Genomic DNA, 25,393 nt, shown 5'->3' on the forward strand with positions numbered 1-25,393 from the left:
CGGGCGCGACCCGACCGCGGTCGGAATGAGCGTCATCGGGGGAACGCCGGTCTAGCGAGGCACGCCCGACCGCTCCACCCGGCCGCTCAGAATATGGGCGAGTACACGCTCGGCCGCCATCTCCCCTGATCGGATGCAATCCGGAACGCCGACGCCTCGATAGGCGGCGCCGGCCAGGGCCATGCCGGGGTGGGCCGCGACGCCCGCCTCGATCTCCGCCACCCGCTCGAGATGCCCCACGAGATACTGCGGCATCGCATCGCGATGGCGGAGCACCCGCACCAGGTGCGGCGTTCCCGCAACACCCAACAACGACGTCATCTCGCCGCGGACCGTCGCGAGGAGCCGCGCGTCGTCCAGGTCGACGATCTCGGGGGCAAGCGCGCCGCCGAGAAACACGCGGATGAGCACACGGTCTGCCGGCGCCCGACCGGCGAACTTGACGCTGGAGAAGGACGCGGCGAGAATCGGCCGGCGCTCGAGGCGCGGCATGATAAACCCGAAACCGTCGAGGGGATGCGCGATCTCGCTGCGCCGGTACGCGAGCGTCACGCTCGCCGAGGACGCGTAGGAGATTCGGCCGAGACGCGACGCGAGCGCCTCGTCCAGGCCGGCGAGCAGCCGCGCCGCCACCGCGGCACCGGTCGCGATGATCACGCCGTCGGCCTCGAGTCCGCCTCCCTCGGCGAGCCCGAGGTAGTACGTGCCGCTCCGCCGGCGCGCCACACTTGTAATGGACGTACCGAGCCGGAGCACGCCCGCCGGCAGACGGGCAGCCGCCGCGTCCGCAAGCGCCTGCATGCCGTCCGCGGGCGCGGCGAACAGTCCGAGGGGCCGGCCGCGTGCGGCGGTCTTTCCCGCGCCGGCGGCCCGGGCCCGGAGGAGACCGCGGGTCACGCTGCCGTACCGGCGTTCCAGCTCGAGCAGACGCGGCATCGTCGCGGCGAGGCTGAGCCTGGCGGTGTCCGCCGTATAGATCGTGCCGATCATCGGCTCGGCCACGCGATCGAACGCCTCGCGCCCGAGACGCCGCGTGACAAAGGACGCCACGCTCTCATCCGGGACGGCGCGGCCCCGGGGCAGGACGTAGTCCAGGGCCATGCGCAGCTTGCCCGGCCACGAAAAGAGGGGCGATCGGAGCCACGGCAGCACCCGCGTCGGGGCGATCAGCCGGAAGCCGTCCGGAATCGGCACAAGACGGCCCCGACGCACGACGTAGGCGCGGGCCGCCCCCTCGCGGATTCCGATCAGCCGGCCGGCGAGGCCGAGCCGCTCGCACAACCGTAGCGCGTCGGGCTTCTCGGTGAGGAACGAATCCGGTCCGGCCTCGAGGAGATACTCGTCGGTGCGTTCGGTCCGCATGACCCCGCCGGCACGCGGTTCGACCTCGCACACGACCAACTCGATCCCCTCGGCGTCGGCAATGCGGAGCGCGGCGGCGAGCCCGGTGATGCCGGCCCCGACGATCACGATCCGTGGACGCCGGGCGGCATCAAGCCCGTGCGCCTCCGAAGACGGCCCGAGCGCGCCGGTCGCCATGCCGCGGCTAAGCGATGGCCTGCTCGACGACAAGGTCCGCGAGCATCCCGATGAACGACGGATGGTCCATGACCGTGCCCGCCCGATAGAAGGCGAGGCCGAGGCTCGTCGCCGTCTTGCGGGCTTCGATGTCCAGATCGTACAGCACCTCGACATGGTCGGAGACAAATCCCACCGGCACGACGACGACCGCGCCCGCGTGCCGCGCGGCCAGCGCCCGCAGGGCGTCGTTCACGTCCGGCTCGAGCCACGGCTCGCGCGGATCGCCGCTGCGGCTTTGATACGCCATCTGCCACGCCGCGTGCGGAAGGCGGGCGGCGACCAGCTCCGCCGACGCCACGACCTGGGCCGGATACGGACCCCGTTCCGCCATGGCCGCCGGAATGCTGTGCCCTGTGAACACCAATCTGACCGCCTCCCGTCCCTCGTCCGGCACAGCGCGCAGGGCGACCGAGACCCGATCGGCCTGCGCGTCGATGAACCCCGGCCGATCGAACCAGGGCCCGAGGTATTCGACCGCGGGCGCGCCCTCGCCGATCCGGGAGCGGGCCTCGGCCACGTTTTCGTGATACTGCTCCCAGCTCGCGTAACTTTGATGCGGCGCCATGATGATGCCGGCCGCGCGCCGCACGCCTGCCGCGCGCATCTCGGCGAGCGTCTCATGGAGATACGGAGTCCAGTTGCGCATGCCGACGTAGACCGGCAGCGGGAGCCCGCGCCCTTCCAGGGCGCGCTGGAGGGCCGCGGCCTGCCGTCGCGTCAACGGCGTCAAGGGAGACCGTCCTCCCAGCGCATCGTAGTGATGTGCCACCTCCTCGAGCCGGCCGGGAGGCAGGCGCCGGCCGCGCAGGATGCCACTCAGATACGGACGGACGTCCTCGGGCCGCTCCGGCGCGCCGTACGCGATCAACAGCACCGCCTCGTACGGGACGGTCATCGCCGGCTCGCCTCGTGGACCATCTCCACCATGGCCTTCACATGCTGCCAGGGCGTGTCGGGCAGGACGCCGTGCCCGAGGTTGAAGATATGGCCCGGCCGCCCCGCCGCCGCGTCCAGGACGCCGCGGACGCCGCGCTCGATCTCCGCCGGCGGGGCGAGCAGCACCGCCGGGTCGAGGTTCCCCTGGACGCCGACGTCAGGGCCGAGCCGCGCCCAGGCCGCGCCGAGATCGACGCGCCAATCGAGGCCGATGACCTGTCCGCCGGCCTCCCGCATCGCTTCGAGCAACCCCGCGGTGCCGGTCCCGAAGTGGATCAGCGGCACCTGCGGGGGGAGCGCGGCGAGGACGCGACGCGTGAACGGCAGCACGTAGCGGCGGTATGCATCCGGCGAGAGGCACCCCACCCAGCTGTCGAACAATTGGACCGCCTCGGCCCCGGCCTCGATCTGACCCGCCAGATATCGTGCGGTGAGCCGGCTGAGTTGCTCCATCAAGGCGGTCCACGTCTCCGGATCGCCGTACATCACGCGCTTCGTATCGAGAAAATCCCGGGACGGGCCGCCCTCGACGAGGTACGAGGCCACGGTGAACGGCGCGCCGGCGAAGCCGATCAGCGGAACCCGCCCGGCGAGCGCGCGGCGCACCAGCCGGACGGTCTCGAAGACGAAGGGCACGGCATCCGCCGGGTCGACGTCCGGCAGCCGGCGCACGTCGTCGCGCGTACGGACAGGCCTGGCGATCACCGGCCCCTCGCCCTTCGCATACGTGAGCCCTACGCCGAGCGGTTCCGCGAGCAGCAGGATGTCCGCAAACAGGATGGCCGCGTCGACGCCGAGCCGGTCGACCGGCTGCAGGGTCACCTCGGCCGCGGCGCCCGGCGTCTTGCACAGGTCCAGGAGGCTCAGCCGCCGGCGGACCTTCCGATACTCCGGCAGGTAGCGTCCGGCCTGCCGCATCAGCCACACGGGCGTGTAGGGCATGGGAAGGCGATGGCACGCGCGGAGGAACGCGCTGCTTGGTGGCGCAGACACGGAATTTTATTTCTTCTCTGCTGGCCGAACGCGCTCCTGTGCCGGCCACGGGTACACCACGTCGCTCCAGGACCGCCCCGGCGGGGGCGCGAAACTAGGACGCGATCCTGACGAATCGGGGCTGTCATATCGGGGCTGTCATATCGGGGCTGTCATATCTGCGGGAACCGCGATCTTTCTCGTAGTGCTCGGCATCAATTCTGGTCGGCGACGGCCTGAGAGACGCGCTCGACCCGCGGGCGCGGTGAACGACGAAGGGAGATCGGCATGAACGTACGCGTCGGAGATGTCGACCTCTTCTACGAAACCACAGGCGAAGGGCCGGCCTGCGTGCTGGTGCACGGCGGCCCGGGTGTGGGGCATCCCGGCCGCCTCGCCCTGTACGCGCCGCTCGCCGATCTCGTCCACCTGGTCGCCTACGACCATCGCGGGCACGGCCGGTCGTCCAAGGCCCCGGAGGAGACCTACACGCAGGATCGGCTGGCGCAGGACCTGCGCGGGCTGTGCCGGGCGCTCGGCTTCGAGCGGCCGATCCTTCTCGGCACGTCCGCCGGCGGCTTTATCTCGCTGCTCTATGCGACGACGTACCCGGACGCGCTGCAGGCGCTCGTCCTCGTCGGGACCGCGCCGAGCAAGGCGTTCATGCCGCGTGCAACGGCCAATATGGAACGCGAAGGCACTCCGGCCATGCGTGAGGCATACCGCCGCCTCTGGGACGGCTCGATCACCGATCCCGCGGAGTTCCGGCGGGCCTTCGAGACGATCCAGCCGATGTACTACCATGACACGCGCCGCGCTCCCCTCTCCCTCGCCGGCCGCGACTTCGATCCCGTGACGCGGCGCGCGCTGATCCGCGACTACGATCGCTACGACGTCCGGGACGGCCTCTCGCGGATCCGCGTCCCGACGTGGGTGGGCGTCGGCCGGCACGACTGGATCTGCCCGATTCCGGAATCCGAGGAGCTGGCCCTTCGGATCTCCGGCGCGGAGCTGCATATCTTCGAGCACAGCGGCCACTCGCCGCAGGCCGAGGAGACGCCGGCGTTCATGGAGAGCGTCCGGGCGTTCCTCACCCGCCGCGTGCTGGCCGCATCATGATGAGCGAGAAGGAGGACGCTGGTGGCGACCGCACGGACGTCGAGCAGCCGCAGATCGGTTGAACAGGAGTACCGGTACGAGGCCCTCACGTGGCCGGAGATCAACGAAGCCGTGGGGATGAACAAGGTGGTGATCCTCCCCGTCGGCTCGACCGAGCAGCACGGCCATCACCTGCCGCTGGATGTCGACGCGAAGCTGAGCGCGGCGGTCGTCTACGAAGCCGCCCGGCGCTCGCCCGCCGACATGCTGGTCCTGCCGCCCGTCGCCTACGGCTACTGTCATCACGTGATGGACTTTCCCGGGACGATCAATATCGAGCCGAGCACGTTCGTCAAGTTTCTGCTCGACATCACGCGCTCGGTCGCCTACCACGGCTTCAAGCGCATCGTTGTTCTGAACGGGCACGGCTCGAACCACCCGTTGGTGGAAGAGGTCGGGCGGCAGACGATCCTCCAAACCGACGCGTTGTGCCTGACGCTCTCCTGGTGGCAGCTCGTCGCGGACCGGTGGAACCGGGAGTGGCGCGAGTCGGTGCTGCCCGGCGGCTGCGCGCACGCCTGCGAGCTCGAGACCTCCCTGTACCAGCAGATCGATCCGGACGGCGTGCGGGCCGGGGAGATCCGGAGCGAGTTGGCGGCGTTCATGGCGCTGCCGGGGGCCGAACGCTGGCACACGGTGGACCTGACCGCGTCCTCGCCGGCCGCGATCGTGGAGTGGACCTCGACGTACACGGACAGCGGCGTCATCGGCGAGGCGGCGCGGGCGACGCCGGAGAAGGGCCGTCACGTCTTCGAGCATACGGTGACGCACCTCGTCGAGATGGTGCGCTGGTTCCGGACCCGGCCCCGGCCCGAGCGCCGCGACCACCACGCGACGCCCCCGACGTTCGCGCTGCCCTTCGGGTGGTGAGGAGCACTTTCGCTGCCCGGTTTGCGACGGTTTGTACATCCGGCCGGCGGTCGCCGAGGAAATGTCAGGTGGTGAACGGCCGATGACCGGCTTGTGCGGCTGACCCAGGATACTCCACTCGAACCGTTCGTGCGGCGTCTCGACGAGGACTCCCCGTCCCTGCGTCGCTAACCGCGCGGGTCTCGCTCACGCGCGCATCGCCGGCCTGCAGGACAAATGCCGAGCCTATCTGTGCCGGAAGTCACGCGAGGTCAGCTCTCGCAATTGACCTTCGACCTTTACCGCCAGCGCCCGGGCTTCGCCGGCTTCCCGCAACAGCCCGTCGATCGCGTCACGGAGCGCCCGCAGGAGTTCGGCCCGATCTAGTGCGCGCACCAAGGTCTCTTCGAACGGCTTCAAGGCCTCGGAGGGGAGCTCGTCGTAACCCCTTCCCTGCGCCGTCTCGAGTTCCCGCCGGCGGCAGGCCAGGGTGAGACCAATCTCGCGCAACTCGCTGATCCAATGCTGCGCCTGCCACAGCCGGCCGCGCTCCACGCAGAACCGGGCGCGCACCGCGTGGTGCACGCCTAAGCCGAACAGGTGCGGTGCGGACGGCGGCTCCGCGCGGGGGTGCTCGACCGCGGCGCCGAAGAGCAGCCTGAACTTCGGGCCGCGGGCGCCGAATCCGGCCGCCGGCGCGAACGACAGATCGACCTGCAGGGCGCCGGGAAACAAGAACACGCGATAGATCGCCGCGCCGGAGGCGAGGTCGAAGAGATGCACCGCCTGGCACTCGCGTTCGAGTCGCGGCGTCCAGTCGGCGAGCACCTCGGCCGGAGTTGCGCCGTCCCCGACGCCGAAGCCGAGATCCAGGTCCGACCAGCGATCACCGAGCCCCTGCGTCAGGGACCCGATCATCGCGCCTGCGACGATACGCGGATCCGCGTGCGCGATCGCGAGGATCCGGTCACGGATACCATCGCGCTCCTCGATCGTAAACATCAGCCGGTCACGTAAGCCGCGAGGCGGCGGCACACCAGGGCGCGTGGAGCCGCCCTACGTTTTGGCGATCCCGAGCGGCTGCGCCGGCCGGACCTGGTGCGGCACCCGGGGCTTGATCGGCCGGGCACGGAACTCGCGGATGATCTCGACGAGCTCGGCGGCGCCGGCGGCGAGCGCCGCCTCGCCCTTCTCCGCGGTCGCGCGCGTCGGATCCCCCTTGATCCCGTTGGTCGAGTCCGCGCTCCAGTATTCGGTCATCCACAGCGGATTCTTGAACGCCGGGTCGGGCCTGCGCCCGGCGAGATCACCCCAGAAATGCGGCGACTGCCGGTACGTGGTGTCGGCCGCGGCGCGGTCCATCCGGACCCGCGACGGGTCGACGGCCAGGTACACGGAGGTTTCGATCTCGCAGGCGTGCGACGTCACCCGCGATTCCCGCACGGCGTTGAAGGCGGCGCGCACGTCCGCGAGATCCCACCACGACGTATAGGCGCAGTGGACGTCCGGCCGCTCGACCACGGTGATCCGGGCCGCCATTTCGACGAGCGGGCGGTTGCTGCCGTGCCCGTTCACCATCAGCATCTTTGTGAACCCGTGATGCGCCAGGCTGCGCGTGATGTCGGCGAGGTATTCGACGAACGTGTTCCAGCGGATCGTGAGCGTGCCCGGGAAGTCCATGTGGTGCGGGCTGTAGCCGACCCGGATGCACGGCAACAGCGCAATCTCGTCCGGGGCGAGCTGCGCCGCCCGCTCGCAGAACGCGGACGCGATGACGACATCCGTGTCCACCGGCAGGTGCGGCCCGTGGTCCTCGATCGTGCCCACAGGGATGAGCGCCACCCTGTCGGCGCGCACGGCATCGTTGACCTCCTCCCACGTCATGTGCTCGTAGAGATACGGCACCTTCGGCATGCCCACTCCTCCTGCCCGTGCGGCCGCACGGGACGTTCGTGTCCGGCCGGCGTCAGATCGTGCGGATACGCGGATCCAGGATGTCTCGGAGGCCGTCTCCGAACAGGTTGAAGCCCAGCACGGTCACGGCGATCGCGAGCCCCGGCAGCACGGCGATCCACGGGTCGATCAGCATGTACTGGCGGGCGTCGCTCAGCATCAGGCCCCACGACGGCGTCGGCGGTTGCGTCCCGAGCCCCAAGAAGCTGAGCGCGGCCTCGGTCAGGATGGCCGTGGACAGCGAGACGGTCGTCTGCACCAGAAGCGGCGCGGACACGTTCGGCACGATGTGCCGCAGCAGGATCGCCGGTGTGGACGCCCCGATCGCCCGGGCGGCCTCGACGTACGGCAGGCGAACGACGGCGAGCGTCGGACCGCGCGCGATCCGGGCGAACGTCGGCGCGTAGACGATGCCGATCGCCAGCATCACGTTCGTCAGGCTCGGCCCGAGCACGGCCGTGATCGCGATCGCCAGGATCAGCGCCGGTAGGGAGAACAGGACGTCCATCACGCGCATCGTCACGTTGTCGATCCATCCGCCGTAGAAGCCGGCGAGGACGCCCGACGTGCCGCCGAGCGCGAGCGCGACGGCGACCGAGAGCACGCCGACGTACAGCGACACCCGCGCCCCGAAGATGATGCGGCTCATCTCGTCGCGCCCGAGCTGATCCGTGCCGCCGAGGAACGACCCGCCGGGCTGCAGGAGGGGTGTGGCGATCTGCGCGACCGGGTCGTGCGGCGCGAGCAGCGGCGCCGCGGCCGCGACGACCACGACGCCGGCGACGAGCACGGCGCCGATGACCGCGGGCGGGGTGCGGCGGATCCGGCGCGACAGCCGGTCCCGGCGCCGCACGCCGGCGCGCCCGACCCCCGGGGCGATCACCGGTACCTCGCTCATCGCTGCCGGACGGGACTCATTCGTACCGGATTCTCGGATCGAGCGAGGTATACGTCAGATCCACGGCCAGATTGACCAGCACGAACGTCGCGGCAAACAGCATCACCGTTCCCTGCACGATCGGGTAGTCCCGCTGGTAGACGCCGTTGAGCAGCGTCCAGCCGAGCCCCGGCAGCCCGAAGATCTGCTCGGTGATCACGACGCCGCCGAGCAGATACCCCATCTGCAGCCCCAACACTGTGACGATCGGGATGAGGGCGTTACGGAACGCGTGCCGCAGCAGCACGCCCAAGGCCGGTACGCCCTTCGCCCGCGCGACCGTCACGTACTCCTGGCCGAGCACCTCGAGCATCGACGACCGCGTCATGCGGACGACGACCGCGGCGAGACCGAGGGCGAGCGACAGCACCGGGAGGAACATCTGCTGCAGATTGACCCAGGGCTGCGCCCACGGCGGCACGTAGATCAGCGCCGGCAACCAGTGGAAGAGGTACGATGCGCCGATGATGAGGAGGATCGCGATCCAGAAGTTCGGCACCGAGAGCCCGAGCAGCCCGACGATCTGGACGAGGGTCTTCACCCGGGTGCTCGGCGACACGCTCGCCAGGATCCCGAGGGGGATCCCGACGAGCGTCACGCCGACGACCGAGAGGAACGCCAGCTCGATCGTGATCGGCAGCCGGGAGACGAGCAGCGCCGCGACGGGCTGCCCGGACCGGAACGACCAGCCGAAGTCGCCCCGCAGCATGCTGCCGAGCCACAACACGTACTGCACCGGGAGGGGGCGGTCCAGCCCGAACTGGTGCATCACCGCCGCCTGCTGGTCGGGGCTGAGCTGGCCCTCGGCCCCCGCCAGGATGTCTACGATCGTGCCGGGAAGCAGCCGGACCAGCAGAAAGATCACGACCGACACGCCGAGGAGCGCGGCGATCGTCCAGAGCCCGCGCCGAATGAGGTAGCGCATGGTGCCGGGCGTACCCTTGGGGGGGCGGACGCCGCGGCGTCAGCCGGCGATCCAGGCCTTCTTGAGGAAGATGCGGCGGCCCGTAAACGACTGCGTGTAGCCGCCGACCTTCGATGACAGCGCCTCGATGTTGAACTTCGCGTACCACCACCAGTTCGGCGAGTCCTCGAGTAGCATCCGCTGAATCTCGACGTACAGGCTCCGCCGCGCGTCGTGATTCGAGATCGAGCGGGCCTCCACCATCAGCGGGTCCAGCTTGGGGTTGCTGTAGCCGCCGTCGTTGATCGACGCCTTGGAGAAGAAATACGGATAGATATACCCGTCGGGACCCGGCCGGAACGTGTTGGCCGAAGCGAAGATCTCTCCGCCTTCCTTGCCGCCCGTCTTGATCTCCTGCGCGTGCGCCTGCACGAACGACCCCCACTCCATCTGGACGACGCTCGCGTCGATGTTGAGCCGGCGCAGCGACTGCTGGATCACGAGAGTGTCGGCGACGAACTCAGGGTACTGCGGCGAGCACTTGATCTCGATTTTGAATCCGCCGTTGGGGTAGCCGGCCTCCGCGAGCAGCTTCTTCGCGCCCTCGATGTCGGGCCGGAGGAACGGGAGCGACTTGGGATCGAGCGCCCAGTCGCCGTAGCCGGTCGGCACGGGGCCGGACGGCACGCCCGCGCCGTACACCGACTTCTGGATCACTTCGTTGGTATCCACCGCCATCCGCATCGCGCGGCGGACGCGGGCGTCCCGCAGGGGCCCTTGGCTCACGTTGAGGTAGTGGAGGGCCGCCCAGGCGTTGGGCGCCTTCATGACGCTCAGGCCGGGCGCGTGTTCGAGCTGGGCCACCCCCTGCGCCGAGAGCGTCGCGTACTGAACCTGCCCGGCGCGCAGGGCCGCGAGCCGGGCGTTCTCCTCGGTCAGGATCTTGAAGGTCATCCCGTTGAGGTACGGCAGCGGCTTGTCCCAATAGTCGGGGTTGCGGACATACGTCAGGTGATCTTGAGGGACGTACTCGGCGAGCTTGAACGGTCCCGTCCCCACCGCCTTGATCTTGAGATTCTCCTTCTCCGCGAGCCCCTTGGGGATGATCCCGGACGCCCGCATCGCCGCGAAGGCGCCGAGCAGATCGGGGTACGGCGCGTCGAGGTTCATGCGCACGGTCATCGGATCGACGGCGGTGACCTCTTTGATCGACACGAGCCAGTCCCGCCACGGCGACGCCGTCTTCGGGTTCAGAATGCGCTCCACGCTGTACTTAACGTCCTCGGCCGTCAAGGGCTGGCCGTTGTGAAACTTCACGTTGGGCCGAAGGTGGAAGACGTAGGTCTTTCCGCCGTTCGTAATCTCCCACTTTTGCGCAAGAGATGGGACGACGTTCGTCCGCTCGTCGTACATCGTCAGGCTCTCATACACGTGCTCGTACCCTTGGAGGGACGAGAAGTTCGAATTGGTGTGCGGATCGAGGCTGACGGGATCCACTTCCTGGGCCGCGACCAACGTTCCGCCGGGCTTCGGCGCCCCCGCGGCCGCGAGCGCGATCGTCCGCTCGGGCCCGGACAGAAGACCCCAGCCCGCGAGTCCGCCGCCGGCCGCGAGCCCGCCCGCGATCAGCTCACGCCGCGTCACCCTGCCGTCAAATCCAACCCGTGCCATGTGCCATCCCCCTTGGCGTTGTGGCGCTCCGGCCGGCGCCTCGCGGCGCCGGCCGGTCACGGTTGTTTCTATGAGAGCCGCCGGTCCCCCTGTGGCTAGGCGCTGGCGGCGGTTCCGCTCTCGGTGCGCCGGCCGGCCGGTCTCACCTCTGCCCCGAGCACCGTGTACCGCGGCTCAAAGAGCCGCCGTATCGTCGCGACGGCCCCGTAGGAATCCGGCAGCCGCTCCTCGCCGCCGGCCACGTCGAAGACGGTGAACCGGGCCGGCGCCCCGGCCGCGGCGCGGCCCCATCCCTCGAGCCGCAGGAATCGCGCCGGGGCCGCGCTCGAGCGCTCGACGGCGTCTTCCACCGTCATGCCGACGGCGAGCATCTTGCTCATTGTCGTCGGCATGTCCCACACGGGGCCGGCGATGTTCCCGTTGTGCAGGTCGGTGCTGATCGTGGACGGCAAGACCCCGGCGGCGATCGCGTGCCTGGCCGTGCGGTACGAGAAACTGCCCTGGCCGTGGCCGACGTCGATCCAGAGGCCCTCGTCGAGACGGGCGCGCACGCGCCGCAGATGACCGGGCTGCCGGTCGAGCGCGTTCGTGATCCTGCCGGTGAAGCAGTGGGTGATCATGTCGCCGGGCTCCAGCAGGTCGAGCAGCTCATCCAGCGTCGGCGGCGCGTCGCCGATGTGGACGACGAGCGGCAAGCCGAGCGCGCGGGCGGTCGCCTTGGCCACGTGCACGGGCGTCATCCCCCAATGGCCGAGCACGGTCTTGCTGGCGCGGACCTTGACGCCCTTGATGAGGTCCCGGTTGGCTTCGACGCACGCGGCGGTCCGCTCCGGATCCAGGACGTCGGGCCCGGGCAGCTCGCACACGCGGTTCGCCGCGACGAGCCCGATCGTGCTGATGTTGAGGTGCGCGAGGATCGGGAAGTCCGACCGCTCGACGATGAACTCCCGAAACCCCTGGAAGTTGGCCTCCCCCGCGCTGCCGCAGTCCACGGCGAGACCGACGCCGGTGGCGGGACCCACGAGCTCCGGGCGGATCGAGAGCCACGTCGCCCCCCAGTAGCAGTGCACGTGCAGGTCGATCCATGCCGGCGAGATCCAGGCGCCTGCCAGGTCGATGACGCGCTCGAAATCCGCCGCCAATGGGACGGCATCACGCGGGGCCGGCCGCGCCGCGGGGGGCGACGCCGACGCGACGCGGCCGTCGGCGCCGATCCCGAGATCGATCGCCGCACCGTGCCGCAAACCGTCGAGATGCATCGCCCGGCCGTTTCGCAACAGCACCGATCCCACACGCACTCCCCCTCAACCCATCGGCCGGACGCGCCGCGCTACGAATACCTCAGGCGCGGATCGAGATAATCGCGCAGCCCGTCGCCGAGCAAATTCAGGCTCAAGACACTCAGCACGATCGCGGCCCCCGGAAAGATACTGATCCACCAGGCCTGCCGCAGATACACCTGGCCCTCGCTGATGATGCCGCCCCAGGTCGGAATCTGCGGCGGAATGCCGACCCCGAGGAAGCTCAGCGCCGCCTCGCCCAGCATCGCGTAGGCTGTGATGAACGTCGCCTGCACGATGATGGGCGACGCGGTGTTGACGAGTACGTGACGGACCAGGATCCGCGCGATCCGCGCGCCCATCGCGCGGGCCGCCTCGACGTACTCCTGGGAGGCGACGACCAGCACCGAGGCGCGGACGACCCGCGCGATCCGGGGCGTGTACACAAACCCCAGCGCGATCACTACATTCCTGGCGCTGGGGCCGAGCGAGGCCATGAGCGCGATCGCCAGCAGGATGTCGGGAAACGCCATCAGGCCGTCCATGATCCGCATCAGCAGACGGTCGGCCCGAGGATTCGTGCCGGCGATCAGCCCCACGGTGATCCCGGCGGTGGTGGCGAGCACGGTGACGAGGACGCCGACGGCCAGCGACAGCCGGGCGCCGTACAGCGTCCGGCTGAGAATGTCGCGGCCGAACTCGTCGGTGCCGAACGGATGAGCCGGGCCCGGGGCGGTGAGGCGCGAGGGAACGTCAAGCGCGAGCGGATCGTACGGCGCGAGCTGCGGCGCCAAGAGCGCGGCGGCGAGGATGGCGAGCAGCAGGACCAAGCCCGCCGCCACGATCCGCCGGCGCCGGACCATTCGCCAGAGCAGCGCGGATGCGCCCCGCCGGCCGCCGGTGGCGGAGACTGCCGCAGCGCCCGCATCGGGCCGGGTGGTCACCTGGCCGGCCGCCTTCAATACCGCACCCGTGGATCGACGACGAAGTACAGCACGTCGACGGCCAGGTTGACGACGACGTAGATCGTCGCGACGAGCAGAATGACGCCCTGGATCACCGGGTAATCGCGCCGGAGGACCGACGAGACGACGAGCTGGCCGATCCCCGGCAGGCTGAAGACCGTCTCGGTGACCACGGCGCCGCCCATGAGCGCGGCAAAGGTCAGGCCGACGACGGTGAGGATGGGGACCAGCGCGTTTCGCAGCGCATGCCGGAAGACCACGCGGGGCCGCGGCAACCCCTTCGCGCTCGCGGTCCGGATATAGTCATTGCCGAGCACATCGAGGAGGCTGCTGCGCGTGAAGCGGATGATGAGGGAGGAATTCGGGAGCCCGAGCGCGAGCGCGGGCAGAATCAGGTAGTGCAGACTCGCGCCGAGCCCCGCGACGGGAGAACGATAGCCGGACGAGGGCAGCCAGCCGAGATCCACGGCGAAGAGCACGATGAGCGACAGCCCAAGCCAGAAGCTCGGCACGGCGGCCCCGAGCATCGCCAACGCCAGGCTCGCCTGGTCGAGCCATGAGTTGCGGAACACCGCCGACACGATCCCGATCGGAATGCCGATCGCGAGCGCCACGCCGAGGCCGAGCAGCGACAGCATCGTCGTCGGCCCGGCGTGCTCGGCAATGTCGGTCGTGACCGGCAGGTGCAGAAAGAACGACAGCCCGAGGTCGCCGCGCACCGCCCGGCCAAGCCATAGCACAAACTGCATCGGCAGGGGCCGGTCGAGGCCAAGGTCGTGCCGGAGGGCCGCCACCTGCTCCCCGGTCGCATCCTGTCCCAGCAGCACGCGCGCCGGGTCGCCCGGCGTCACGTGGATCAGCATGAACACGACGACGGCGACGACCAGCAGCACCGGCAGGAGCGCCGCGAGCCGGCCGGCGAGGTAGACCAGCACCGGGTCAGCGGGTGGCTACTTCACGGCGGAGACGTTCCACGGCACGATCCAGTACGAAGCCCGGAATGTCTCGAGCGCCTTGCTCCGGAGCAGCAGGGTGTAGAACTCGCCGGGCCGCACGATCGCCGCCTCCTTGTACATGAGCTGCTGGAGCTTCGCCCAGGTTTTCACCCGCGCGCCCGGATCGGCTTCGCCGGTGAACTCATCGAGCAGCCGGTTCTTGGTCGTCGTGTCCCACCACCCCGGGTAGGCGGAGCTGAACACCGTGATCAGCGCCGGATCCGGCACGAACCCGTGCGAGGTCGTGAAGAGATCGTAATCTGCCGGTTTGTTGCGGTGGTCCAAAACACCGGCCCACTCCAGCACCTGCATGTCGACCGTGAATCCGGCGTGCTGCAGCTGGGACGTGGCGACCACCGTGCTCTTGAACATGTAATCGTACTGTTGGGTTGTAAGCCACCGGATCGGCTGGCCGGAGTAGCCGGCCTCCTTCATCAGGGCCTTCGCCCGCGCGACGTCGTGCACGTTATACCAGTCGGCGCCCGCCGTCGTGTACCATGGGGTGCCCTTCGGGTAGATGCTGGGGTAGAGCGAGTACAGGTCCGGGTTGCCGAATGTCGCGGCCATGATCGGCTGCATGTCGAGCGCGACCAGCACGGCCTCGCGCAGTTTTTCGTTCGCCATGAGGCCCTGCTTCTTGTTGAAGAAGAACGTCAGGAACGACCCGGGCCGGATGATCTCCGGCACGACGCGCGGGTCCTTCTTGAGTGACGCATAGGCGTCCTGGTTAATCCCGTCGGCGACGTCGTAGTCGCCGCTCTGTACGCCGGCAATCCGCGTCGCGACCTGTGAGACCGGGAAGTACATGACCTCGTCCGCCAGCGCCTCGCGCCTGCCGGCGTAGCCGCTCGCCGGCTCGCTGCGCGCGGCGTAGTGATCGAAGCGCGCGAGTTTGACGTAGCGGTCCGGCGCCCACTCCACGAAGCGGTACGGGCCGGTGCCGACAAACTGCTTGACCGGACTCGTGCCGGCGGCGTCCGCGATTTCGCGCGGCATGATCGCGGCGGCGCCGTTCGGCAGCGCCAAAAACGCCAGCAGCGGCGCGTAGGGCCGCTTCAGCTTCATCACGACCGTGTCCGTCCCGGACGCCTGCACGCTGTCGACGTGCTGGTAGACGGACGGCCCGCGCGGGCTCACCCGGCCCCAGCGGTTCAGCGAGGCGACGACGTCCGCGGCCGTCATGTCGCGACCGTTGTGGAACGGCACGTTCTTGCGGAGCGTGAAGCTGTACGTGAGGGCGTCTTTGCTCACGGTGTACGACGACGCGAGCAGCGGCTGGATCCGCCAGCCGGCGTCGAAGATGAACAGCTCCTCGAAGACCGGGAGCGTGATGGTGGACGTGAGGTCCCCGGTCGTCGCAACCGTGTCGAGCGTCAGCGGCTCGCCGATCTCCGCGATGCGGAGCGTCCCGCCTCGGCGGGGCGCCGCCGCCGCGATCCCCTCGCCGAGCCACCCCGGCGCACCCCGGTCCAACCCCGCGGCCAGGCCCGCCCCGGCCACCGCCGCCCCCGCCAGCAATCCGCGCCGCGTGAGCCTCGTCGCCGTGTTTCTGCCCGTTGGATCCGCCACCGCCCGCCTCCCCCGCGCGATCCCGCTCGTGGCGGGACCGGCGTGTCCCCCGGCCGCCCCTCGGGCCGGTTCGAGTTCATTCCATGACCCCTGCCGCTCCCCCTGTGCCGGCGAGGGGAAAAACATGGCAATAATGCAGGTACTTATCGGGCTCGGGTTGCGGTGGCTCGGACGCTTGGTCAACCCCTGGCCCCGCCCTCGAAGACGTCGAGCACACCATCCGCGATACCGGCGTGGCGTTCGAAGAATGGGAAGTGCTGCTCCGCGAATTCCTGCTCGTGGAACGGCGGATGCGGAGGGCGGGCTCCGCCGGGGGCGCGGCGGCCGAGCAGCGTCGCGCCGGGTAAGGGCGCGGGCTACCGGACCCGCACGAATTTTTGCAGGCTGCGCAACTCGCGCGGGGGCGTCAGCTGCCGGCCGCGGATCGTCCAGGACACTTCCCCGACGTAGAAATCCCCCCGCGAATCCACGGCCACCCCGTGGGGCGCGACGAACTCGCCCGGCCCGCTGCCGGGCAGCGGCGCCCCGATCCGGGCCACGCGCTCTCCGCCGGTGGTGAACATCTGCACGCGGGCGCCGAGGTTGCGGATTCCCTCGCTCACCGAGACGCTCGAGCACAACTCGCCCACGTAGACGAGGTCCCCGTCGCCCCGGCGGTCGACGCAGAGGCCGCAGGGACGATACAAGTTGTTCCACTGGGTGATGAAGCGGCCGTCCGGCTCGAATATTTGGACCCGAAAGTTCTCGCGGTCCGCGACGTAGACCCGGCCGTGGCGGTCCACGCCCACGTTGTGCGGCAGGTTGAACTGACCCGGATCGGTGCCGGGCTCGCCCCACGATCCGAGGTGCCGTCCGTCGGCGGTGAACCGGTGGACGCGGGTATTGCCGTAGCCGTCGCTGATGTAGAGCGAGCCGTCGGCGGCGATCGCGACGTGCGTCGGGCGGTTGAACGGCTCGCCGCTCCACTTCGTGGCCGGCTGGTTGGGCGTGCCGATCGTCAGCAACACCCTGCCGTCGAGCGTGCAGTGCCTGACCGTATGGTCGCCGTCGTCGACGAGCCAGAGCGTATCGTCCGGCGCCATGGTCGCGGCGTGCGGTCGCGTGAACATGCCTTCGCCCCACGAACCGAGGAAGACGCCGTCGCGGTCGAGCACGATCACCGGATGCTTGCCGCGGTTGAAGACGTAAAGGCGGTCCCGCCGGTCGACCGCCACGCCCGAGACCTCGAGATACGACCAGCCGTCGGGCAACGTGCCCCAGTTGTCCTGGACCTCGTAAGTGTATTCACCCGCTCCAACGCGCATCATGACCTCCGTGCTCAGTCCTCGACGGCGGGCAGACCGCTGCCGAGCATCGCACAGGCGATGCGGATGCCGTCGGCGGCCCGGCAGAAGCGGATCTGCTGTTCCACGGTGGCCGACGTTTTCGCTGGCCGACCTCGGGTTTCCCCTCGGCGCAGGGGAAGCCCGGACCGCCTGCGAACCGAACCGCACAATGGCCGGCCGGCACTTTTTGCAGATCCCGGGTCCCACGAACGTGCCCGAGCGGGTGCTGCGCGCGATGGACCGCGCGGTCATCGACCACCGCGGTCCGGAGTTGCCGGCGATCGTGGCAGAAGCGGTCGCCGGGCTCAAGCAGGTCTTCGGCACGACCCGCGGCGAGATCGTGCTCTACCCGGGGTCCGGCACGGGAGCGTGGGAGGCGTCCCTCGTGAACACGCTCAGCCCCGGCGATCACGTGCTGGCGTTTGTGAACGGCCACTTCAGCCACCTCTACGCGGAGTGCGCGCGTGGGCTCGGCCTGGCCGTGGACGCGGTGGACGTGCCGTGGGGCGACGGCGTGCCGCCAGAGCAGGTGCATGACCGCCTCGCGGGCGACACCGCACACAGGTACCGCGCGCTGCTCGTGGTGCACAACGAAACGTCGACCGGCGTCACCTCCGACCTCGCCGCGATCCGCGCGGCCATCGACGCGACCCGGCATCCGGCGCTGCTGATGGTCGACCAGGTGAGCGCGCTCGGGAGCATCGACTCGCAGTTCGATGCGTGGAAGATCGACGTCGCGCTGACGGGCTCGCAGAAGGGGCTCATGCTGCCGCCCGGGATGGCGGTCCTCTGCGCCGGTCCGCGCGCCCTCGAGGCCGCGGAACGGGCCACGATGCCCCGCTACTTCTTCGATTGGCGGCCGGTGATCCGGGAGATGCGGCGCGGCTACTTCCCCTACACCCCGGCCACGCTCACCCTGTACGGGCTTCGCGAAGCGGTGCGGATGCTCTTGGAAGAAGGGCTGCCCAACGTCCTGGCGCGCCACCGCCGGCTAGCCGACGGGGTGCGGCGCGCCGTCGCCGCCTGGGGACTCGAAAACCTCTGCACGCGCCGGGAATGGTACTCGCAGAGCCTGACGGCGGTCGTCGTCCCCGACGGCGCGGATTCCGACGCGGTGGTCCGCGCCGCCACGGCGCGGCTCAACCTCTCCCTCGGCGTCGGCCTCGGCCGGCTGAAGGGCAAAATCTTCCGCATCGGCCATCTTGGCGCGCTCAACGAGCTCGAAGTCCTTGCCACCCTCGCCGGTGTCGAGCTGGCCTGCACGATGGCCGGCATTACGGTGCCGCTCGGCGCGGGCATCACCGCCTGCGAGCGGTTCTTTGCGGAGCAGTATGCCGCCGTGACCGCAGCGGCCGGGGCACGGCCGCCCTCCGTCTAGTCACCGCGGCGGGACGCCGCCGCCAGGAATTCCTCGACCGCACGCCGCTCGGGCACCCGGCCGGTTTCGCACCGGAGGGCCGCCGCCGCGGAGGCAAACACGAGCGCCCCGTCCGGGGCCCGCCGTTCCGCCAGCGCAAGCGCAAACGCCCCGTGAAACACGTCCCCCGCGCCGGTGCTGTCATGGACGGAAACCGGGAATCCCGGGACGTGTCCGCCGCGATGGCGAACGCCTGCGGGTCCGAGCGTCACAGCGCCCCAGATGCCGTGGGCGGCGAGGCGGGCAAGCACGGCGTCCACGCCGCCGGCGCGCGCGGCCAGCTCCTCGTCGGCGATCGCGTGCGTGGCCGCCCCGGCGAGCGACCATGCGGCCTCGGTATCGGAATCGAGGTCCAGCACGACGGGAAGCCCCCGGGCGTGCGCCGCGGCGGCCAGGGCACGGCCCGCACGCGGGAAATGGCTGTCCACCAGCACGGCGTCCGCCCCATGGAGCGCGGCGAGGGGGGCCCACCCCGGATCGTCCGGCAGTCCTTCCCCCGCGTACGGAAAGATGAACCGCTCGCCCCCGGGGACGATGACGATGGCCGACACGGGCGTGCGCGCGCCGGCAAACGGTCGCAGAAATTCGATCGCGACGCCGTGGGCCCGCAAGAAGGCGGCCACGCGCTCACCGGCCGCGTCGGCGCCCCGCGGGCCGACAAGACACGCCGAGCCGCCGAGCCGGGCCACGGCGACGGCGGCCACGGCGCCGGGGCCGCCCAAGTCTTCGACGTACGCGGTGGCGGGCGTGCGTCCACGGGCCGGCGGCCAGTGCGTCACCCAGACCCGGTGGTCCAGCACCGCCGTACCGCAGACTACGACGTGCGCCATCCTTTTTCGACTACGCCGCCCCGGCACGGATGGGCACGGCGACATCGATGCGCATGATGGACACTGGGTACGCCGCGGCCCGGCGTGCTCCTTTGCCCGGATGCGCGGCGCCCGGCGGCTGCGGGGGAGGAGCGGCCGAACCGGCCGCTCCTGCCCGCAAGGCCCGGGGAGTGGTTACGCGCCCGGCAGCGACGCGGGCGCGTCGGCGAGCCGGCCGTGCTGTTCTTTCATGCGGTAGAGCCGGGTGTCGGCCATCTGCAGCAACTGATCCGCGGTCTGACCATCCTTCGGCCAGGTCGCGCCGCCCCAGGAAAATCGCAGATCGACGCTCTGGCCATTGTATCCGGCGTCCGGGATCGTGACGCCCAAGAATCCGTTGGCCACCGCGCTGACGCCGCGTTGTTCCGTCTGCGGCAGGAGGAGCGCGAACTCGTCCCCGCCGTAGCGCGCGGCAAGATCGGTCCTTCGCACACCGCGGCTGAGGGTCCGCGCCACGGCTACGAGAAACGCGTCTCCGGCGCCGTGCCCGTAGGTGTCGTTGATGCTCTTGAATCCGTCGAGGTCGAGGAGCGCGATGCTCAGCGGTTGCGACAAGCGCTCGGCCCGCGTGATTTCGTGCTGAAGCCGCTCCAGGAAGATCCGCCGGTTCGCAATGCCGGTGAGGCAGTCCGTATCGGCGAGGACCCGCAGCGAATCGTGCAGATGGCTGAGTTCGACCGAGCTCGCGGTGTAGCGGGCCACTACCGTCAGCAGGTGCAGGTCGGGTCCGGCGAACGCATTCGGGGTGGCCTTGTAGGCGCTCAACACGCCGATCGAGCGATTGCGCGCCACCAGCGGGGCATAGATCCCGGACCGCACGCCGTGGTCTCTTCGGACGAGGCGCGGGTCGGCGTGGAGGTCCCGGACCAACACCGGGGCCTGCGTGTCCATGACCTCCCACATGAGCCCCTGCCCGCGCGGAAACACCATACCCAACGCCTCCGCGCGCAGGCCGGATGCGGTCTTCACGACCAGTACGTCCCCGCCGTCGCGCTGCTCCAGCAGCGAGACGGCGCAGGACTCGAAGCCGAGCGCCTCGTGCAGCGCCCGAATTATGTGCCGGAGGAGCACTGGCAGTTCGAGCACGGCGGCAAGGTCGGTGGCCAGCCCCGCGAGGAACGCCAGCAACCGCTCGGACTCTGCCCGGCGCCCGCGGACGGCCCTCCATTGAGTTCGCGAAGTAGGGACCCGTGGTGGCACGCTCGCCCCCCGACGACGGCCGGCCGCATCCACGCGGCGGCAGGCTCGCGCACCTGGCGATGACGTAGGGATTCAAGACCCGCCGCTATTCATGCCCCGCCGGCGGATGCGGTAGACATGCGGTATCATTGGGCGACCGGAACCGGCTTCTACAGCCCGCAAGAAGGCGTGCCCGCGATCGCACTGCCGATTCCCGCCGGTCGCGCAGGACTGGTGCCGGCGCGGCGAGAACGCGGCTTCGTCATGGCCGATCACCGTCCGCGCGTGTCCACGGATCACGTCCTAGTCGCGATCCGCGACCTCGCCGATGCCGCCCGGCGGTTTGCGACGGTGTACGGTCTGCGGGCGCTGCCGGGCGGACGCCACCCCGGCGTCGGCACGGCCAACATGATCGTGCCGCTGGGGTCCGCGTACCTTGAGTTCATCGCGGTCGTCGATCCCGAGGAGGCCCAACGGTCGCCCACCACCCGGCGGATTACCCGCGCGATCGAAGAGGGCCGGACCTTCGCGACGTGGGCGGTGCGCACCGAGAATCTCGATGCGCTGCGCGACCACCTCCGCGGGGCCGGGCTGGACCTCGCCCCGCCCGTCGCCGGCGCCCGGGAACGCCCGGACGGCGTCACGATCCGGTGGCGCACGCAACTCCTGGTCCCGCCCGGCGAGGCGAGCGTGCTGCCGTTTGTCATCGAATGGCAGGTGCCGCCGGAACAGCATCCCGCCCGGGCAGCGGTCGATCATCCGTCGCGGGCGCGGGGCATCCGGACGGTTCGCCTCGGCGATCCGGATCCCGCGGCCGCCTCGGCGCGGTTTCGTGCGCTCCTCGGCGACGACCCGAGCGTGGTCGTGGACCGGGCCGCCACAAGCGGCGTGCTGGCGGTGGAACTGGACGCGCCGGACGGCGTGCTCACCATCTCATAGGCGGCCCGCGCGCGCTACGACCAGGTTACCACAGGGTACGCCGTGAGCCGAACGGGGGAAGCAGCCACATGAGGTTCGCGCTGACGCTACCGAACCGCGGGGTGTTGTTCGGCGTGACTACACCCGAGCAGATGCTCCGGATGAGCGAGACGGCCGAGCGCTCGGGCCTGTTCCAGGACGTGTGGGTCGGCGACAGTCTGCTCGGGAAGCCGCGGATGGAGTCGATCACCCTCATGGCCGGAATCGCCGCGCGCACCACGCGGGTCCGGATCGCGCCCGCCTGCATGGCCAGTTTCCCGCTTCGCGATCCGGTGCTGCTGGCCTATCAGTGGGCGAGCCTCGATCTGCTCGCGGGCGGCCGCACCCTCCTGATCGCCTGCACCGGGATCGTCCCCCAGGCTGGCGGCGCCGTGGAGGCCGCGCACTACGGCCTCGACAATAAGGCGCGGGTCGAACGGCTCGTGGAGTGGATCACGATCCTCAAGCGGCTGTGGACGGAAGACGAGGTCAGCTTCGAGGGCAAACATTACCGCCTGCAGGGGATCACCATCGAGCCCAAACCCGCGGCCAAACCGCGGCCGCCGATCTGGATCGCGAACAACGCGTCGGGGCCGCGCGAACGGATCGAGCGGACGCACCGCCGCGTCGCCCGTCATGCCGACGGATGGCAGACGTCGCTGTCGGATCCCGAGGACGTGCAGTGGCGGCTCGAGGATGTCCGCGGGAAGGCGCGCGAGCTGGGGCGGAATCCCGACGAGCTTGAGACGAGTCTCTATCACAACATCCACGTGAACGAGGATCGGGAAGCCGCGCTGGCCGAGTCGAAACGATTCCTGGACGCGTACTACATGGTGGACTTTCCTCCGCAGCGGGTCGCCAGCTGGACCGCCGCGGGATCACCGGCGCAGTGCATCGAGCACCTCAACGTCTACGCCCGGATGGGCATTCACACGGTCGGGCTGCGGTGCACCGGCTGGGATCAGATGGGACAGCTCCGCCGCGTCATCGAGGAGGTCCTGCCGCACGTCGAGGGCGCCCACTAAGCCGGGGCGGTCCGCTCGCCGGCGCGCAGCGCCATCGGCAGCCGGTTGCCCGGCGGCGCCAGCGGGCAGGTCCACCGCGGATCGTACGCGCACGACGGATTGTACGCGAAATTGAAGTCCAGGACCAGCCGGCCGCCGTCGATGCCGAGATCCGCGCCTTTGACCGTGTCCAGGAGGTAGCGGCCGCCGCCGTACGTCTCAGCTCCGCTCGTGCCGTCGCGAAACGGCAGAAACAACCCGCCGCCGTATCCCTCCAACCAGAACAGGCCCAGCTCACATGACTGCCCGAACAGCGTGAATCGCGCCGCGGCAAAATGCGTAAACCGGCTGGTCGTGCCGTCGTTCGCCACGATCTCGTACGGCATTTCATCGACGCCGACGATGTCCGCGAGGGCGCGCGCATCGGAGTCATACGGGTAGTATGAAGGCCTCCGAGGCAGACCACGATCGCCCGCCGGAAGCGGCGACTGGGGATGATTCAGGAACAGCGTGTCCCGGGTGGTGCGCCAGGCCGTCCAGGCCGCGGATGGGTCGTTGGCTGTCCGGATCTTCCCGTAGAGCTCCGAGAGCTGCCGTTTCCAGTCCAGGAGCTGGAGCCGCTCAGCCGCGTCGGTCACCTCGCCGCCCGCACCCTGCCCGCCCGGTGCCGGAAGCACCTGACCAGGTGATCGTCGACGAGCCCGGCCGCCTGCATGAACGCGTAGCAGATGGTGGGACCCACGAACGTGAACCCGCGTGATCTCATGTCCCGGCTCATCGCGCGGGACTCCGGCGTCTCGGCCGGCACGTCGCTCGGCACCCGCCGCACCCGGCGGATCGGCTCGCCGCCGACAAACCGCCAGACGTACGCGTCGAAGCTTCCAAACGCATCCCGGGCGGCGAGCACGGCGCGCGCATTCATGACGGCCGAGTCGATTTTGAACCGGTTCCTGATCAGCCCCGGGTTCTGGAGAAGCCGCCGGCGCCGCGGGGCGTCGAATCGCGCGACCGCCTCGGCATCGAACGCTCGGAACGCCGCCCGATAGGCCTCGCGCTTCCGGAGCACGGTCAGCCAGCTCAGGCCGGCCTGCGCGCCCTCCAGCACCAGCAGCTCGAACAGGGCGCGGTCGTCGTGCAGCGGAGTGCCCCACTCGGTGTCGTGGTAGGCTGTCAGCAGCGGGTCACCCAGCGCCCACCCGCAGCGTGTTACCGGGATCCTCGTGGCCACCGTGACTGCAGTATACGACGTCTACCCGGCCACGTGAATCCGAACCTCGTGATACCCCTCCGCGCCGTCCGGCATTCGGCGCCACCGTCCGGGCTGCACCGTTCCGGCACCGTCGACCGCCCGCACCTTCAACGCGTACTCGCCGGGCGCCGGCGGCGTCCACTCCGCCGACCAGAACTGCCAGCAGTTCTCGCCCAACGCCTCTTTGACCACGGCCGAGAACCACGTCCTCCCGCCGTCCGCGCTCACGTCCACGCCGGAGATCCCGCGGCTGCCGGCAAACGCCCAGCCTCCGAGCAGCACGACGGTGCCGGCTTTCATCTCGGCGCGGAAAGCGCTTTGCGTCTTGACGACCGCCGGGTGATGCAGCCGCAGGCGTTCCCAGCGCCCAATGGCGTCGGCATCCGCCACCTGAATGCCGGTCAGCCACTTGGGCTGCTTCGTCCCGTATTTGTTGAGGAGGAGGACCCGCACGGGCGCACCGTGTTCCTGGGGAAGCGGTCTGCCGTTCATCTCATAGGCGAGGAGCGACCCGGGGTCCATCGCCACGGCCAGCGGCACCGACTCGGAGTAGCCGTCGGCGCTGCGCCAGATGATCGTCGCCGCCTCGGGCCGGACCCCGGCCAACCCGAGGATGTCCCGGACTCTCAATCCTCGCCACCGGGCGTTGCCGATCAAGTCGCCCCCGACCTCGTTGCTGATGCACTCCAGTGTCTGGTAGCGCTCCACCGGGGGCGCGGCCCTCACGAACTCCGCGTAGGAGAACCTTCGAGGATGAACGACAAGACCGGTGACCCCGAGCGACCACGCCGCGACGTCCACGGCGGGGTCGAAGGGATAATTCTTGGACACCTGATAGAACCGCGCGGTCGAGGTGACTTCGGCGGGCATCCCCCAGATCAAGCGAAACGCTCCCGAAGCCGCGGCGGCCGCTCCCGACATCCCGGCGGCGATCGTGGAGCCGGCCGCGTCTGCCCAGGCGCCGAGACGGGAGGTGGCGGCAGCCACGAACAGAATCAGCGCGGACCGGCGTAAGAGATCGCGGCGGGCGATCGCTCCAACGCTCGCAGGGGAGTCGCCGGCCCGTGGCGCGCGGGGCGTGAGAGATGAGGGAACGGAGCTCGGCCGGCCTGTCCGCATTCGGGGTTGCGCGGGCCGGCAGAACGCTGCCAGGAGCAGTCCGTACACCAAACTTCCGATCGCAAGGGGAAGTGCCGGCGCGGAAACGACCGTGGTGAGGGGCTCGCCCAGAATCCCTCCCTGGATGACCGGCAGAAAGACACAGGTAAGAAACGCCCACGTGACCGCGGCGGCGGCGAGTCCGAGAGTCAGGCGGGATCGACGCCCGGCCCGCGTTGCGCGCGCGTACGCCGCGCCCCCGAGGCCGAAACCGGCGAGGCCGGCCGCAACCGCCACCCCGAAGGCGACCGGTTTCGCGAGGTGTTGGAGCTCCGCGAGGAGCAGCGCGTACACCGGATACGGGAGCAGCCGGACCATCCGCTCGGCCAGCGCTTCTTGCGGCATCGGAGTGCCGGATGCCAGCCGATAGGCAACCAGCGCAAGCGTCGCGAGGGCTCCGGCTGCGACGCCGCTCCCGAACCCGGCCGCGTGACGTCCAGGTTCCCATCGCATCACTGGCTATGT

23 protein-coding genes are annotated in these 25,393 nt (G+C 70.0%); 5 read left to right on the forward strand and 18 right to left on the reverse strand.

All coding sequences use genetic code 11. The features are described 5' to 3' along the window. Positions 1 to 51: 51 nt before the first annotated feature. Genes hemG through hemE form a run of 3 tightly spaced genes read right to left on the reverse strand, consistent with a single transcriptional unit; the run spans position 52 to position 3,510 of the window. Positions 52 to 1,539: a protoporphyrinogen oxidase gene (hemG, locus tag VGZ23_04005; protein ID HEV2356760.1), complete on the reverse strand. Its 1,488-nt coding sequence runs from the start codon at positions 1,537 to 1,539 to the stop codon at positions 52 to 54. A 7-nt stretch (positions 1,540 to 1,546) separates the two neighbouring features. Next, positions 1,547 to 2,476, reverse strand: a complete 930-nt coding sequence (gene hemH / locus VGZ23_04010) for a ferrochelatase (protein ID HEV2356761.1) — start codon at positions 2,474 to 2,476, stop codon at positions 1,547 to 1,549. Further along, the gene (gene hemE / locus VGZ23_04015; GenBank protein ID HEV2356762.1) at positions 2,473 to 3,510 is read right to left on the reverse strand and encodes a uroporphyrinogen decarboxylase; all 1,038 of its coding nucleotides are present in this window, start codon (positions 3,508 to 3,510) and stop codon (positions 2,473 to 2,475) included. The genes hemH and hemE overlap by 4 nt, the downstream gene beginning before the upstream one ends. 267 nt (positions 3,511 to 3,777) lie before the next feature. Here hemE and VGZ23_04020 point away from each other — a divergent pair, with 267 nt between their 5' ends. Further along, positions 3,778 to 4,608: an alpha/beta hydrolase gene (locus VGZ23_04020; protein HEV2356763.1), complete on the forward strand. Its 831-nt coding sequence runs from the start codon at positions 3,778 to 3,780 to the stop codon at positions 4,606 to 4,608. Between the two features lie 21 nt (positions 4,609 to 4,629). Continuing rightward, positions 4,630 to 5,517 carry a creatininase family protein gene (locus tag VGZ23_04025; protein HEV2356764.1) on the forward strand — a complete coding sequence of 296 codons (888 nt, stop codon included), beginning with the start codon at positions 4,630 to 4,632 and terminating at the stop codon, positions 5,515 to 5,517. A 225-nt stretch (positions 5,518 to 5,742) separates the two neighbouring features. On the opposite strand, the gene VGZ23_04030 is transcribed toward VGZ23_04025, so the two are convergent. From VGZ23_04030 to VGZ23_04075, 10 genes are all read right to left on the reverse strand, one after another. Continuing rightward, complete coding sequence (locus VGZ23_04030; GenBank protein ID HEV2356765.1) at positions 5,743 to 6,498, reverse strand: nucleotidyltransferase domain-containing protein; 756 nt, start codon at positions 6,496 to 6,498, stop codon at positions 5,743 to 5,745. A 54-nt stretch (positions 6,499 to 6,552) separates the two neighbouring features. Beyond that, on the reverse strand, positions 6,553 to 7,410 hold the full coding sequence (locus VGZ23_04035) for a creatininase family protein (protein ID HEV2356766.1): 858 nt from the start codon (positions 7,408 to 7,410) through the stop codon (positions 6,553 to 6,555). Positions 7,411 to 7,462: 52 nt separating this feature from the next. Continuing rightward, on the reverse strand, positions 7,463 to 8,347 hold the full coding sequence (locus tag VGZ23_04040; protein HEV2356767.1) for an ABC transporter permease: 885 nt from the start codon (positions 8,345 to 8,347) through the stop codon (positions 7,463 to 7,465). Positions 8,348 to 8,363: 16 nt separating this feature from the next. Then, positions 8,364 to 9,311, reverse strand: a complete 948-nt coding sequence (locus VGZ23_04045) for an ABC transporter permease (GenBank protein HEV2356768.1) — start codon at positions 9,309 to 9,311, stop codon at positions 8,364 to 8,366. 39 nt (positions 9,312 to 9,350) lie between these two features. Continuing rightward, positions 9,351 to 10,961: an ABC transporter substrate-binding protein gene (locus VGZ23_04050; GenBank protein ID HEV2356769.1), complete on the reverse strand. Its 1,611-nt coding sequence runs from the start codon at positions 10,959 to 10,961 to the stop codon at positions 9,351 to 9,353. 95 nt (positions 10,962 to 11,056) lie between these two features. Continuing rightward, positions 11,057 to 12,253: an amidohydrolase family protein gene (locus tag VGZ23_04055; GenBank protein HEV2356770.1), complete on the reverse strand. Its 1,197-nt coding sequence runs from the start codon at positions 12,251 to 12,253 to the stop codon at positions 11,057 to 11,059. Positions 12,254 to 12,291: 38 nt separating this feature from the next. After that, positions 12,292 to 13,104 carry an ABC transporter permease gene (locus VGZ23_04060; GenBank protein HEV2356771.1) on the reverse strand — a complete coding sequence of 271 codons (813 nt, stop codon included), beginning with the start codon at positions 13,102 to 13,104 and terminating at the stop codon, positions 12,292 to 12,294. Positions 13,105 to 13,199: 95 nt separating this feature from the next. Further along, complete coding sequence (locus VGZ23_04065) at positions 13,200 to 14,141, reverse strand: ABC transporter permease (GenBank protein HEV2356772.1); 942 nt, start codon at positions 14,139 to 14,141, stop codon at positions 13,200 to 13,202. A 15-nt stretch (positions 14,142 to 14,156) separates the two neighbouring features. Beyond that, positions 14,157 to 15,770 carry an ABC transporter substrate-binding protein gene (locus tag VGZ23_04070; GenBank protein HEV2356773.1) on the reverse strand — a complete coding sequence of 538 codons (1,614 nt, stop codon included), beginning with the start codon at positions 15,768 to 15,770 and terminating at the stop codon, positions 14,157 to 14,159. 356 nt (positions 15,771 to 16,126) lie between these two features. Beyond that, positions 16,127 to 17,074, reverse strand: coding sequence for a peptidyl-alpha-hydroxyglycine alpha-amidating lyase family protein (locus VGZ23_04075; GenBank protein HEV2356774.1), 948 nt, complete (start codon positions 17,072 to 17,074; stop codon positions 16,127 to 16,129). Between the two features lie 190 nt (positions 17,075 to 17,264). On the opposite strand from VGZ23_04075, the gene VGZ23_04080 reads away from it, so the two are divergent. Next, positions 17,265 to 18,473: an aminotransferase class V-fold PLP-dependent enzyme gene (locus VGZ23_04080; protein HEV2356775.1), complete on the forward strand. Its 1,209-nt coding sequence runs from the start codon at positions 17,265 to 17,267 to the stop codon at positions 18,471 to 18,473. Here the strand turns inward: VGZ23_04080 and VGZ23_04085 are convergent. Together VGZ23_04085 and VGZ23_04090 are read right to left on the reverse strand one after the other, a co-directional pair. Next, positions 18,470 to 19,342: a PfkB family carbohydrate kinase gene (locus VGZ23_04085; protein HEV2356776.1), complete on the reverse strand. Its 873-nt coding sequence runs from the start codon at positions 19,340 to 19,342 to the stop codon at positions 18,470 to 18,472. The two genes, VGZ23_04080 and VGZ23_04085, sit on opposite strands and share 4 nt — an antisense overlap. A 174-nt stretch (positions 19,343 to 19,516) precedes the next feature. Then, on the reverse strand, positions 19,517 to 20,509 hold the full coding sequence (locus VGZ23_04090; GenBank protein HEV2356777.1) for a sensor domain-containing diguanylate cyclase: 993 nt from the start codon (positions 20,507 to 20,509) through the stop codon (positions 19,517 to 19,519). Between the two features lie 189 nt (positions 20,510 to 20,698). Between VGZ23_04090 and VGZ23_04095 the strand changes: the two genes are divergently transcribed. Together VGZ23_04095 and VGZ23_04100 are read left to right on the forward strand one after the other, a co-directional pair. Continuing rightward, positions 20,699 to 21,499 carry a VOC family protein gene (locus VGZ23_04095; GenBank protein ID HEV2356778.1) on the forward strand — a complete coding sequence of 267 codons (801 nt, stop codon included), beginning with the start codon at positions 20,699 to 20,701 and terminating at the stop codon, positions 21,497 to 21,499. A 68-nt stretch (positions 21,500 to 21,567) separates the two neighbouring features. Further along, positions 21,568 to 22,542 carry an LLM class flavin-dependent oxidoreductase gene (locus VGZ23_04100; GenBank protein ID HEV2356779.1) on the forward strand — a complete coding sequence of 325 codons (975 nt, stop codon included), beginning with the start codon at positions 21,568 to 21,570 and terminating at the stop codon, positions 22,540 to 22,542. Here VGZ23_04100 and VGZ23_04105 read toward each other — a convergent pair. Genes VGZ23_04105 through VGZ23_04115 form a run of 3 tightly spaced genes read right to left on the reverse strand, consistent with a single transcriptional unit; the run spans position 22,539 to position 25,381 of the window. After that, positions 22,539 to 23,159 (reverse strand): DUF1684 domain-containing protein, encoded by a 621-nt coding sequence (locus tag VGZ23_04105; GenBank protein ID HEV2356780.1) that lies wholly within the window; start codon positions 23,157 to 23,159, stop codon positions 22,539 to 22,541. The two genes, VGZ23_04100 and VGZ23_04105, sit on opposite strands and share 4 nt — an antisense overlap. Next, a complete protein-coding gene (locus VGZ23_04110) occupies positions 23,156 to 23,749 on the reverse strand; it encodes a DNA-3-methyladenine glycosylase I (GenBank protein HEV2356781.1) in 594 nt (197 codons plus the stop codon). The genes VGZ23_04105 and VGZ23_04110 overlap by 4 nt, the downstream gene beginning before the upstream one ends. A 21-nt stretch (positions 23,750 to 23,770) precedes the next feature. After that, the gene (locus tag VGZ23_04115) at positions 23,771 to 25,381 is read right to left on the reverse strand and encodes a molybdopterin-dependent oxidoreductase (protein HEV2356782.1); all 1,611 of its coding nucleotides are present in this window, start codon (positions 25,379 to 25,381) and stop codon (positions 23,771 to 23,773) included. Positions 25,382 to 25,393: the final 12 nt, after the last annotated feature.

This window comes from bacterium (assembly GCA_035945995.1).
In the GTDB taxonomy this organism is placed as follows: domain Bacteria; phylum Sysuimicrobiota; class Sysuimicrobiia; order Sysuimicrobiales; family Segetimicrobiaceae; genus DASSJF01.